11 protein-coding genes are annotated in these 11,934 nt (G+C 58.9%); 5 read left to right on the top strand and 6 right to left on the bottom strand.

Annotation, left to right across the window (positions count from 1 at the left end):
* Positions 1 to 20: 20 nt before the first annotated feature.
* From WN982_RS23745 to WN982_RS23725, 5 genes are read left to right on the top strand one after another with little or no spacing between them, the layout of a single operon-like run.
* Entirely contained in the window at positions 21 to 1,181 is a 1,161-nt protein-coding gene (locus WN982_RS23745) for an acyl-CoA dehydrogenase family protein (RefSeq protein WP_341318113.1), read from the top strand.
* Positions 1,182 to 1,191: 10 nt separating this feature from the next.
* Positions 1,192 to 2,370, top strand: a complete 1,179-nt coding sequence (locus tag WN982_RS23740) for a CaiB/BaiF CoA-transferase family protein (protein WP_341318112.1) — start codon at positions 1,192 to 1,194, stop codon at positions 2,368 to 2,370.
* A gap of 24 nt (positions 2,371 to 2,394) precedes the next feature.
* On the top strand, positions 2,395 to 3,771 hold the full coding sequence (locus tag WN982_RS23735; RefSeq protein WP_341318111.1) for an MmgE/PrpD family protein: 1,377 nt from the start codon (positions 2,395 to 2,397) through the stop codon (positions 3,769 to 3,771).
* Positions 3,764 to 4,591, top strand: coding sequence for a CoA ester lyase (locus tag WN982_RS23730; RefSeq protein WP_341318110.1), 828 nt, complete (start codon positions 3,764 to 3,766; stop codon positions 4,589 to 4,591). Before WN982_RS23735 ends, WN982_RS23730 begins: the two co-directional genes overlap by 8 nt.
* Before the next feature lie 20 nt (positions 4,592 to 4,611).
* Positions 4,612 to 6,090: an aldehyde dehydrogenase gene (locus WN982_RS23725; protein WP_341318109.1), complete on the top strand. Its 1,479-nt coding sequence runs from the start codon at positions 4,612 to 4,614 to the stop codon at positions 6,088 to 6,090.
* Between the two features lie 260 nt (positions 6,091 to 6,350).
* Here the strand turns inward: WN982_RS23725 and WN982_RS23720 are convergent, their stop codons facing one another.
* The 6 genes from WN982_RS23720 to WN982_RS23695 all read right to left on the bottom strand — a co-directional run bounded on the left by WN982_RS23720 (position 6,351) and on the right by WN982_RS23695 (position 11,881).
* Positions 6,351 to 6,824: a VOC family protein gene (locus tag WN982_RS23720; RefSeq protein WP_341318108.1), complete on the bottom strand. Its 474-nt coding sequence runs from the start codon at positions 6,822 to 6,824 to the stop codon at positions 6,351 to 6,353.
* 80 nt (positions 6,825 to 6,904) lie between these two features.
* Positions 6,905 to 7,714: an NAD(P)H-dependent oxidoreductase gene (locus tag WN982_RS23715; RefSeq protein WP_341318107.1), complete on the bottom strand. Its 810-nt coding sequence runs from the start codon at positions 7,712 to 7,714 to the stop codon at positions 6,905 to 6,907.
* A gap of 397 nt (positions 7,715 to 8,111) precedes the next feature.
* On the bottom strand, positions 8,112 to 8,837 hold the full coding sequence (locus tag WN982_RS23710; RefSeq protein ID WP_341318106.1) for an ABC transporter ATP-binding protein: 726 nt from the start codon (positions 8,835 to 8,837) through the stop codon (positions 8,112 to 8,114).
* Positions 8,830 to 9,681 (bottom strand): ATP-binding cassette domain-containing protein, encoded by an 852-nt coding sequence (locus WN982_RS23705; RefSeq protein WP_341318105.1) that lies wholly within the window; start codon positions 9,679 to 9,681, stop codon positions 8,830 to 8,832. Before WN982_RS23705 ends, WN982_RS23710 begins: the two co-directional genes overlap by 8 nt.
* Complete coding sequence (livM, locus tag WN982_RS23700) at positions 9,678 to 10,964, bottom strand: high-affinity branched-chain amino acid ABC transporter permease LivM (protein ID WP_341318104.1); 1,287 nt, start codon at positions 10,962 to 10,964, stop codon at positions 9,678 to 9,680. Before livM ends, WN982_RS23705 begins: the two co-directional genes overlap by 4 nt.
* Positions 10,964 to 11,881 (bottom strand): branched-chain amino acid ABC transporter permease LivH, encoded by a 918-nt coding sequence (locus WN982_RS23695; protein ID WP_341318103.1) that lies wholly within the window; start codon positions 11,879 to 11,881, stop codon positions 10,964 to 10,966. The genes livM and WN982_RS23695 overlap by 1 nt, the downstream gene beginning before the upstream one ends.
* Positions 11,882 to 11,934 lie beyond the last annotated feature (53 nt).

Genomic DNA, 11,934 nt, shown 5'->3' with positions numbered 1-11,934 from the left:
ACTCTGAGGAGTAGAGACAAGTGCTGGCTAACGTTGACCCCTATCAGGACATTCGCGAAGCGGTTCGCGATTTGTGTTCCAACTTCCCCGCCGAGTATTTCCGCAAGATCGACGAGGAACGAGCCTACCCCGAGACCTTTGTGCAAGCCCTAACCGACGCCGGTTGGCTGGCTGCCCTTATTCCACAGGAATATGGCGGCTCGGGGCTCGGACTGACCGAAGCTTCGGTGATCATGGAAGAGATCAACCGCAGCGGTGGCAATTCCGGCGCGTGTCACGGACAGATGTACAACATGGGGACACTGCTCAGGCACGGCTCGGCAGAGCAAAAGGCCAGGTACCTTCCGGAAATCGCCAGCGGAAAGTTGCGGCTTCAGTCGATGGGCGTGACCGAGCCGACGACCGGAAGCGACACCACCAAGCTCAAGACAACCGCGGTTCGCAAAGGCGACAGATACGTCGTCAACGGTCAGAAGGTGTGGATCTCCCGGATCCAGCATTCCGATCTCATGATTCTGCTGGCGCGGACCACTCCGATCGATCAGGTCGCGAAGAAATCCGAAGGCATGTCGATATTTCTGGTCGACCTGCATCAGGCGATCGGCAAAGGCATGACCGTTCGCCCCATCCCGAACATGGTGAATCACGAGACCAACGAACTCTTTTTCGACAACCTCGAGATTCCCGTCGAAAACCTCATCGGCGAAGAGGGTAAAGGCTTCAAGTACATCCTCGATGGCCTGAATGCCGAGCGGACATTGATTGCGGCTGAGTGTATCGGTGACGGGTACTGGTTCCTCGACAAGGTTTGTAAGTACGTCAAGGAACGCGTCGTCTTCGGCCGCCCGATCGGACAAAACCAGGGCGTGCAGTTTCCCATCGCCCGCGCGCACGTCAACGTCGAGGCGGCGAGCTTGATGCGATATAAGGCCTGCGAGCTTTTCGACGCCAAACAGCCAGCCGGCGCACAAGCCAACATGGCAAAGCTGCTCGCCGCGGACGCTTCGTGGGAGGCCGCGAATGCATGCCTGCAGTTCCACGGCGGCTTCGGTTTTGCGAACGAATATGACGTCGAACGCAAATTCCGTGAGACACGGCTCTATCAGGTCGCGCCGATCTCGACCAATCTCATTCTCTCGTACGTAGCCGAGCATCTGCTCGGGCTGCCGCGCTCTTTCTGAGGATACGGACATGAAACCGCTGGACGGCGTGAAGGTCATCACCCTCGAACACGCGATTGCAGCACCGTTTTGTACCCGTCAACTTGCGGATCTTGGCGCACGCGTGATCAAGATCGAACGCCCAGGTGTCGGGGACTTTGCGCGTGCCTACGATGAGCGCGTGCACGGCATGGCCTCGCACTTTGTATGGTGCAACCGATCGAAGGAGAGCCTCACGCTAGACGTCAAGGCCCCGCAAGCGCAGGGGATTTTCGAGCGCCTGCTTGAGGACACCGACGTGCTGGTGCAGAACCTGGCACCCGGCGCCGCGGCGCGACTGGGTCTGTCGTATGAAGCGTTGCATGACAAGTATCCCCGCCTGATTGTCTGCGACATCTCCGGTTACGGATCCGATGGTCCCTATCGCGACAAGAAAGCCTACGACCTGCTGATCCAGAGTGAATCCGGGTTCCTGTCGATTACCGGCGGTCCGGACTCACCGGCAAAAGCCGGCTGTTCCATTGCTGACATCGCTGCAGGGATGTACGCCTATACGAACATCCTCTCCGCGCTTCTGCAACGATCGAAAACCGGGTTGGGACGGGAAATCGATGTCTCGATGCTCGAGAGCATGGTGGAGTGGATGACGTATCCCCTTTACTACGCGTTCGATGGTGCATCCCCGCCACCTCGCGCCGGCGCTGCTCACGCGACCATCTACCCCTACGGCCCCTTCCCTGCCGGCGATGCAAAGACAGTCATGCTGGGATTGCAGAACGAGCGTGAATGGGGTGTCTTCTGCGCGCAGGTTCTGCTGGAACCTGAACTCGCCATCGATCCTCGTTTCAGTTCCAACTCGAAGCGGGTAGCGGCACGCGAGGTATTGCGCGAGATCATTGTCGCCGCATTCAGCAAACTGACTTCGGAAGAAGTCATCAGTCGGCTGGATGCCGCGCAGATCGCCAACGCACGGATGAATGATATGCCCGACGTGTGGTCGCATCCCCAGCTTAAAGAACGCAATCGCTGGGTGAACATCGATTCCCCTGCCGGCGTCATTCCCACCTTGCTGCCGCCAGGCGTCAGTACAGCATCCGATGTTCGACTGGACGCCGTGCCCGCGTTAGGTCAACACACCGAAGCCCTTTTGAATGAATTGGGTTTTTCGACAGATGCCATCCGCGAGCTTCGTGAAGCGGCCGTAATCTAACGCCCCAGTTAAGGTAAGCCTGTTATGAGCAACACCCAGATTCTTGCTTCGTTTGCGGCCAATCTCAAGTTTGAACAGATCCCCAAAGACGTGGTGGCACGCACGGAAGACCTCTTCCTTGACTGGTTCGGATCAGCACTGGCTGGCCGCGAAGCGCGCCCCGTCGAGACGATCCAGAAGCACGCATTCGCTTTCGGGCCGCAGTCCGGTCCCTGTGAAGTACTGATCTCCCGCCGAACGACCAGCCCGCTCTTCGCGGCGATGATCAACGCCGCCGCATCGCACTTCGCTGAACAGGACGATCTCCACAACAGTTCGGTCCTGCACCCGGCAACCGTCGTCTTCCCCGCAGCATGGGCCGCCGCGCAAGCGCTTGGCCGAAGTGGCAAAGAGTTCATCGCTGCATCAGTCGCAGGCTATGAAGTAGGAATCCGTGTCGGTGAATTCCTCGGCCGGTCGCACTACAAGATTTTTCATACCACCGGTACGGTCGGTACGATCGCAGCCGCAGCAGCGGTCGGTAATCTTCTGCGATTGAACGACAAGCAGATGGTGAACGCGTTTGGCTCCGCCGGCACCCAGGCAGCCGGACTCTGGGAATTTTTGAAAGACGCCGCGGATTCCAAGCAACTGCATACGGCCAAGGCTGCGGCGAACGGTCTTCTCGCAGCCTACCTGGCGGCCGACGGCTTCACCGGCGCGAAGGACATCTTCGAGGGCGCAAAAGGCATGGGGGCCGGCATGTCCACGCTAACGCATCCGGACAAACTCGCCGACGCGCTCGGCAGGCGATGGGCGTTGATCGAAACGTCCTTCAAGTATCACGCTTCCTGCCGGCACACTCATCCGGCAGCCGATGCTCTGCTGCAGGTTATTCAGCGCGAGAAGCTCGTGCCGAATGACATCGAGACGGTGGTGACTCATGTTCACCAGGCTGCGATTGATGTCCTTGGACCGGTAACCGATCCGAGGACAGTCCATCAGGCGAAGTTCTCCATGGGCACCGTCCTCGCTCTGGTCGCGGAATTCGGCCATGCGGGCGTACGTGAGTTCGACGGCCATTACAAGGAAAGCAGGATCGCGCACTTCTGCAACAAAGTTTCGATGGTGCTCGACCCTGAGGTCGATACGGCTTATCCGTCACGCTGGATCGGAAAGGTCATCGTTCAGACGAAAGACGGCCGCAGGTTTGAGGGCCGCGTGGATGACCCCAAGGGTGATCCAGGCAACACGCTCACGCGCGCTGAACTCGAGCACAAAACGATCACGTTGGGTTTGTATGGCAATGCGGCCACTGAAGACGAACTCAAGCGCTCCATCGCGTCGGTATGGGCGGTTACCGATGCAACTGTCGTACCCAAACTGCTCACCGAATCGAAACTGGAGGCTCAACATGGCTGACCTTGCACCCCGCTCCTATCTCTTCGTGCCCGGCAATCGACCGGACAGATTTGCCAAGGCGGCTGCGTCGGGCGTCGATGTGGTCGTTATCGATCTGGAGGATGCAGTGCCTCCCACCGAGAAGAAGATCGCTCGGGCGGCCCTCGCCGAGTGGCTGTCGACAAACAGCGCGCCAGTCGCCGTGCGGGTAAATGACGTGAACAGCGAGTGGTTTCGCGACGACATCGCAGTATGCCGAGCGCCATCCGTCTCCGCCGTCATGCTGCCCAAGACGGAACGCATCGACGATATCTTCCTGTGCGAGTTCGCCGGCAAGCCGACCGACATCCTGCCTATGATCGAAACTGCCCAGGGCTTTCGGAATGTGGTCGCTATCGCCCAGCACCGGCTGACCACCCGGCTCGTATTCGGCAATGTGGATTTCCAGCTCGACCTCGGCATTGACGGCGACGATGAGCAGCTCCTGTACTTCCGCTCACAGATCGTCTTCGCCTCTCGCATCGGCAATCTGCTTCCACCGGTGGACGGGGTCAGTACCACGCTCGACGATCCCGAGCAGATCACGCGCGACACGATTCGTGCAAAGCGGCTCGGCTTCGGCGCCAAGCTTTGTATTCATCCCCGGCAGGTGGCTGCGGTCAATGCTGCGTTCGTCCCCAGCGAGAAGGATGTCGAATGGGCGCACCGGGTTGTCGAAGGCGCAGCCGCATCCCACGGCGCGGCCGTTGCGGTGGACGGCCGCATGGTCGACCGGCCGGTCATTTTAAAGGCCCAGGAAATCCTCGCAGAGTCCCAGCGACGTGTGCCCGTTGGCGCCTGATTCAATAGGAGACGAAAGTCATGCAACGATTTGAGATGTACATCAACGGCGAATCACGCCAGTCAACTTCGGGCGAATGGTTCGATACGGAAAATCCGTTCACGGGAGAAACCTGGGCGCAGATTGCAAAAGGCAGCGGGACCGACGTCGATCGAGCTGTGCAAGCGGCGCACGCCGCATTCAGTACAGGACCATGGTCACAGATGTCTCCGAGCCAGCGAGGCCTGCTGCTTCATCGGGTCGGCGACCTGATCGCGCGGGACGCCAGGCGGCTTGCCGAGCTCGAAGTTCGGGACAACGGCAAGCTCATGGCGGAAATGCTTGGCCAGTGCCAGTATCTGCCCCAGTGGTATTACTATTTTGGCGGCCTGGCGGACAAGATTCAGGGCGCCGTCATTCCGCTCGACAAGAAAGGATATTTCAATTTCACGCGCAATGAGCCGCTGGGTGTCGTCGCCGCAATCACGCCGTGGAATTCGCCGCTTTTGCTAGCCACATGGAAGATTGCACCCGCGTTGGCCGCAGGTTGCACGGTTGTGATCAAACCGTCCGAGTTCACGTCGGCGTCCACGATCGAGTTTGCGAAGCTCTTCACCGAAGCCGGCTTTCCGCCGGGCGTAGTGAACGTTGTGACCGGATTCGGTAGGGACGTAGGCTCGCCTTTAGTTGAACATCCCCTCGTCAAGAAGATCACGTTCACCGGGGCGGATTCCACTGGCCGCGCGATCAACGAGGCGGCAGCACGTCAGTTCAAACACGTTAGTCTCGAACTCGGCGGCAAGTCGCCCAACATCGTGTTCCAGGATGCCGACCTGGAAGACGCAGTGAATGGCGCGGTTTCCGGCATCTTCGCCGCGACCGGACAGACCTGTATTGCCGGTTCGCGGCTGTTGTTGCAGGAGAGCATCTACGACACCTTCGTCGAAAAACTTCTGACGCTGGCACGGACCGCAAAAATGGGTGATCCATCTAGTATGGATACACAGGTCGGGCCGGTAACAACACGTCCGCAATACCAGAAGGTCCTGTCCTACATTGAAACCGCGAAGCAGGAAGGCGCGACGTTGCTGCTCGGCGGAAAGCCCGGCAGCGCACCCGAATGTGGTAACGGCTGGTTCGTCGAGCCGACCATTTTCGGTGACGTCAACAACCAGATGCGGATCGCGCAGGAAGAAGTCTTTGGCCCCATCCTGTCGATCATCAAGTTCAAGGACGAAGACGAGGCGGTCGCACTTGCGAACGACGTGCGCTTCGGACTTGGCTCAGGCGTCTGGACTAAGGATATTGGCCGGTCCATTCGCGTCGCTGAGAAGCTGCAAGCCGGCATGGTCTGGGTGAACAGCTATCGCGCGGTGAGCTACATGTCGCCGTTCGGTGGCTACAAGGATTCTGGGCTTGGCCGCGAGAATGGTATCGACGCGATCCGCGAGTATCTGCAAACGAAGAGCGTCTGGATCAATACGGGGGTCAAGACTGCAAACCCGTTCGTCATGAGATAAGTGTGACGATGCCCCGCGGCGTACCGCGGGGCAGTTTCGAATTCGATTAGGGTGACTGGGATAACGAAAGGATCACGCGTTGCCTTGCACAACGCTTCGCATTCACGGCCGTGGCATTGCCCCGCCGCCGACTTGCTTCCGGGGGATCACCTCGATGGTGACTCACTGGAACCGCTCGCCGGGCAATGACTGCCCGACGCTGTAAGAACTGTCTTGTCGAGTGCAAAGAAGAATTCTGGGAAGTGCTTTGCAAGTGTGTATCAGGACTTGATACATTGAACTGCCTTGGTACTCGGTGCCCGAACCTCCAACGTGACTCCAGCGCCTTCGTTGACCGTCTTGAAGTACGTGAAGCCGCTTCGATCATCGAGACGCCCGCGTGCCAGGACATCCAGTCCGGCGCTCGCTGCCTGTTCCTCCGCCTTGTCACAACTCTCGACGGAGAAGCCGAGATGAAAAACGCCCTCGCCGCGCGAGTCCAGGAACCGTCGTTGCGGCGTGTCTCCATCTCCCGGCTGGCAAAGCTGCAACTGGGCGTTGTCGATGTTCGCGAACTTATAACGCATCTTCAGAAAGGCCGGACGATCGTAGCCGTCCAGTTCGTACGCATCCATCGGCGGAAAATTAGTCCACGGTCCGACGCCAATCGACTCGTAATACTTCACGGCCTTCTCAATGTCACGAACCACGATGCAGATGTGGTGCAGCTTCTGAAACATGGGCAGCTTTTCCATCGTGTGTTTCACTCCTGGTCAGTTTTGATGCTGGGCCACAGAAGCTTTCGAAAGCAGCTGCGGCCCGACGTCACACCGGATCATCCCGCCTTCGCAATCTTCTTCGGCGTGTACGTTTCTGCCGCATCATCATGCGACTGGCCGACGACCGGGTTCCATTGGAAGCCGGAACGTGCCACGACACCTGGCTTCAAACGTTGGTCGGGACCAAAGTCCGCAAACGGATGAAAGAACAAGGGCTCCGTGCTCTCGAGCGAGCGCAACCGCGCTGCGTAGGAGTCGAGGTACGCTTGCCGCTCCTCGGCGCTCACGCGGCCAGGCATCCACGACACATGCGGCGGCAGCACATCGAAGCCAAGGTAATTGAAGATCCCGTTGTGGATCGGCCAGAGAATGTGATTGATATCACCGTCGACACCGTCCGGCTCGTAAAGGCTCGCGGCCGTTCCCGTCGTGGTCGAGACCATCGCCTTGCGGCCCTTGAACATACCGGTCTCGTATTTTCGCCCGGTCGCATAGGCGAATCCGCGGGTCATCACGCGATCCACCCAGCCCTTCAGAATCGCCGGCATCCCGAACCACCACATCGGATACTGGAAGATGATCAGATCGGACCAGAGCACCTTCTGCTGCTCGGCGTAAACATCCGGCGTCGGTTTCGTGGACGTCCCGAACATATGTTCCTGTTCCGCCGAAAGATCGAGGAAGTCAGGATTGAAACGCTCACCCACGAAGTCTTCGACGCCGAGCTCGGGCCGCCACTTCAATTGATACAGGTCGGTTACCTGAACCTCGTGCCCCTGCGCTTTCAGGTTCGAGACAGCCGTATCTTTCAGCGCACCGTTGAACGACTTGGGTTCGGGGTGAGCGAACACGATGAGCACTTTCATGCGAAAACTCCACAAAAAACCAGTTCATTGAGCGTGCGGGCCGGTGGCCTACACTTGAATTCGTTCCGTATATGCCGCAATCGTCCCGTGCCGTCCCAGCAGGCAGGCTCATGGATCGGCCCTCATTCTGGAACGCAATCCCCGTGGCGGCGATCGATTCGGTTTACAGCATTCTGGATCTTTGTGAAATTCCGGTCTTGAGGGGGCTCGGCTAATTTTCGCGGAATTCTGCACATTTCTTGAGGATAGGCGCCCCTACGCAGGCTGGAGAACCCCTTCCCGCAACGGCGATCAACTCACCTACGGGGCACCATAGCTCTGCGGAGAATTGCCGCAACTCCCCTGCCTCGAACGTCGAAAAGTGGGGGCGAGCACCCCGCGCCCTCCAGATCACCGTTCAGGCCGCATCCAATTGAGCGGTATTGCCCTCCAGATACGCCGCCCGCACAGCAGGGTTGGCCAGCAACTCAGCACCGCTCCCGTCGAGGGCGATCTGTCCGTGCTGGAGCACGTACCCTCGATGCGCGACGCGCAAAGCGTGATGAGCGTTCTGTTCGACAAGCAGAATCGTCATCCCGAGCTGCTCGTTCAACTCCTTGATGACCGAAAAAATCTTCTTGATGAAGATCGGCGCGAGACCGAGCGACGGCTCATCGAGCAGGAGCAATCTCGGCTGTGACATCAATGCGCGTCCTATCGCGAGCATCTGTTGCTCCCCTCCTGACAGCGTGCCGGCACGCTGCGAGGCTCTGCTTCTCAGGATCGGGAACATCTCGTACATGCGTTCGAGATCATCCGCGGTCCGGCGGTTGCCCGATGTATCGCCCATCAGGAGATTCTCGAGCACGGTCATCCGCTGAAAGATACGGCGCCCTTCGGGCACAACCGCAATATCGAGTTTGCCGATCGCATGCGATGGCAGTTTCGAAATATTCTGTCCGTCGAATTCGACCGTGCCGCCGCTGGCCCGTGGATGGCCGAAAATGGTATTCATCAGTGTCGACTTGCCTGCGCCGTTCGCGCCGATCAACGTGACGATCTCGCCGGTCTTCACACTCAGACTGACCCCGCGTAGTGCCTGGACGCTGCCATAGTGGGCACTGAGTTCGGTAATCTTAAGCATGAGCTGATTTCTCCTGCGATGCTTCATCGTGTGACGACGTCTCGTCGTCCTCGCCGAGGTATGCGCTGATCACCTCGGGATTCACCTTGATGTTGGAAGGCAAGCCTTCTGCAATTTTCTTCCCGTGATTGAGCACGACAATATGGTCTGAAACCTTCATGACGACGCTCATATCGTGCTCGATCAACAATATGCCAATACCCTGCTCCCTGGCGAGCGAGGTCAACAGAGTGGTGAGTTCTGCCGACTCGCGCGGATTGAGGCCGGCGGCCGGCTCGTCCAGGCAGAGCAGAATGGGGCCTGCGCACATCGCGCGCGCGATCTCGACGCGACGCTGCACCCCGTATGGCATGTCGCCAGCAGGTTTGTTGGCCATATCCCGAACGCTTAAGCGCTCGAGCCACGTCAAAGCGTTGTCTATCGCCTTGTCGTTCGCGCGTCGAAACGACCGCGCGTTGAGTGCGCCAGCAATCGAGAACCTGGACGCGTCCTGCAACACATTGTGCTGGGCGATCAACAGGTTTTCGAGCACGGTCATGCGCGGGAACAGTCGTATGTTCTGGAACGTCCGCACGACCTGGCCAATCCTCGCCACGTCGACATTCTTCATCGCATCCAGCCGAAGCGTCCCATGACGGGGATGCCCCAACGTAATGGCGCCTTCGGTCGGCTTGTAAAAGCCCGTCAGGCAGTTAAAAAATGTCGTCTTTCCGGCTCCGTTCGGCCCGATCACCGACGTCACCTCTCCTGCGCGCGCCGTCATGGACAGGTCTTCGATCGCGCGAAGCCCGCCAAACTGCATTGTGAGATTCTCAACGCTGAGCAGCGAAGTGGAGGCGTTCATGGCTTTGCCTCCACGCCAGGCGCGCTGACAGTCGCACGGCGATGGCTGATCAGCCCGCCGGGCCGCACGACCATGATAAACACCATTGCGACACCGAAAAGAAGCATTCTGTACTCGGAGAAATCGCGCCCTAACTCGGGCAAAATCACCAGCAAGGCTGCCGCAAGGACGACGCCGAGCTGGCTTCCCATGCCGCCGAGCACCACGATCGCGAGAATCGTGGCCGACTCCGAAAATGTGAAGCTCTCCGGCGAAATGAACCCCTGCCGTGCGGCGAAGAACACGCCGGCGAATCCGGCCAGCATTGCGCCAGTCGCAAAAGCCGAGAGCTTCACGTTCGTCACATTGATGCCCATCGCCTTGCAGGCGATCTCGTCTTCGCGCACCGCTTCCCACGCGCGCCCAACGGGCAACCGCCTGAGCCGCGAGACGAGGAGGTTCGTCAGCAGCGCGAGTGCGAGGATGAGGTAGTACAGAAAGACGACTCGCTGGCCGGGCGAGTAATCAAGGCCAAATACGGTCGAGAAGGTCGGACCATCGCCAGACGCCTGCATGGGGAGCCCGAAGAAGGTCGGCTTCGGAATGGACGAGACGCCGTTGGGTCCGCCTGTCACGTCGCCCCAATTCACGAGTATCAACCGTATGATTTCCCCGAATCCGAGCGTGACGATGGCCAGATAGTCGCCTCTGAGCCGGAGCGTTGGGTAACCAAGCAGCATGCCGAACGCCGCAGCGAGGCCACCGGCGATCGGCAAACACTGCCAGAAACCAAAGCCGAAATGCGTCGACAACAGGCCGTATGTGTACGCACCTACCGCATAGAACGCGACATAGCCAAGGTCCAGCAGCCCCGCCAGACCGACAACGACATTCAGGCCCCAGCCAAGCATGACGTAGATCAGTACGGTCGTCGCTGTATCGACGACGTAGCGGTTTCCAGCAAACAACGCGGGTAACAGCACCGCGAAAGCCACGCATCCGGCGCCGGCCCAGGCAAGCGAGCCGTTACCCGCGACTTGAGGAGCGGGTCTGGCGCGTGACCGGCGCTTTGAAAAAAGACTAAAACGCTGCAGCAAAAGCTGCATGACGATGCGCCCTGCAAATGCGATCGCAATGAAAGCCGCCAGTAGCGCCCATCGTGTCTGAACCTCGAGACCATTGGTGCCATCTCGCGTCGTCAAACCCAGAATAGGCAAACCGACGAGACCCGCGACCAGCGCCGCGCCAAGTGCATCCTTGACGCGAAAACGTAGATTCGTTTCTTGCATGACTGTCGAACTCATCACACCTTCTCCACTTCGGGTCGGCCCAGAAGCCCGGATGGACGAAACATCAAGACCACAATCAGGATTACGAACGTGGCCACATCCTTGTATTCGGGCGAGAGGTAGGCAGCCCAGAATGCTTCGATCAACCCGATGATCACACCGCCCAGCATTGCCCCAGGAATCGAGCCGATGCCGCCGAGCACGGCTGCGGTAAACGCCTTGATACCCGCCTCGAATCCGATCGAGAAATCGATCACGCCGTAGTAGAGCGTCACCATGACGCCTGCGACGGCCGCCAGTGCGGCGCCGATCATGAACGTCAGTGCGATGATCCGATCGACGTTGTAGCCGAGGAACTGCATCATCCGCTGATCCTGCTCACAGGCTCGCTGCTGTCTGCCGAAAGGTGTTTTATTGATGAACAACGTGAAGGCGCACATCAACAGGATCGTGACCGAAACAATGAGGATTTGCACATACGAGACGTATGCCCCATGAAATTGTTGACCGGAGAAAAGGTTCACGCCTCCCGTCACGAGCGGCTGAATAGACTTGACTCGCGCGCCTTGAGTAAGCTGAACCATGTTCTGCAGGAAGATGGAAATCCCGATCGACGAGATCAGTGGCGCGAGTCGATTGGACCCGCGGAGCGGCCGATAACCGACACGTTCGACGGTCCATCCGAATACGGACGTCAGTGCGATCGATACGATCAGCGTAATTGCAATGCTCGCCACGACCGACGAGATCCCGCTGCCTGCAAGCAGCGTGAAGCAGGTCACGGCGATGAACGCGCTCACCATGTAAATATCGCCATGAGCGAAATTGATCATGCCGATAATGCCGTAGACCATCGTGTAGCCGATCGCGATCAGGCCGTAGACGGCGCCCAAGGTCAGCCCGTTAATCAGTTGTTGCAATGCCTGGCTCATGTCCTCTCCGGTGAATCCGCTGCAGAGGCGACGCAGTGGACTGACGCACCGCC

This window comes from Paraburkholderia sp. IMGN_8, assembly GCF_038050405.1.
Lineage (GTDB): Bacteria > Pseudomonadota > Gammaproteobacteria > Burkholderiales > Burkholderiaceae > Paraburkholderia.
This window is presented reverse-complemented; position numbering and strand designations above follow the sequence as displayed.

Bases quoted from the DNA above. Each gene is read 5' to 3' on its own strand.
- WN982_RS23710 (WP_341318106.1), bottom strand. From the start codon at position 8,837: ATGCTTAAGATTACCGAACTCAGTGCCCACTATGGCAGCGTCCAGGCA.
- WN982_RS23735 (WP_341318111.1), top strand. From the start codon at position 2,395: ATGAGCAACACCCAGATTCTTGCTTCGTTTGCGGCCAATCTCAAGTTT.
- WN982_RS23720 (WP_341318108.1), bottom strand. From the start codon at position 6,824: ATGGAAAAGCTGCCCATGTTTCAGAAGCTGCACCACATCTGCATCGTG.
- livM (WP_341318104.1), bottom strand. From the start codon at position 10,964: ATGAGTTCGACAGTCATGCAAGAAACGAATCTACGTTTTCGCGTCAAG.
- WN982_RS23695 (WP_341318103.1), bottom strand. From the start codon at position 11,881: ATGAGCCAGGCATTGCAACAACTGATTAACGGGCTGACCTTGGGCGCC.
- WN982_RS23730 (WP_341318110.1), top strand. From the start codon at position 3,764: ATGGCTGACCTTGCACCCCGCTCCTATCTCTTCGTGCCCGGCAATCGA.
- WN982_RS23740 (WP_341318112.1), top strand. From the start codon at position 1,192: ATGAAACCGCTGGACGGCGTGAAGGTCATCACCCTCGAACACGCGATT.
- WN982_RS23715 (WP_341318107.1), bottom strand. From the start codon at position 7,714: ATGAAAGTGCTCATCGTGTTCGCTCACCCCGAACCCAAGTCGTTCAAC.
- WN982_RS23705 (WP_341318105.1), bottom strand. From the start codon at position 9,681: ATGAACGCCTCCACTTCGCTGCTCAGCGTTGAGAATCTCACAATGCAG.
- WN982_RS23725 (WP_341318109.1), top strand. From the start codon at position 4,612: ATGCAACGATTTGAGATGTACATCAACGGCGAATCACGCCAGTCAACT.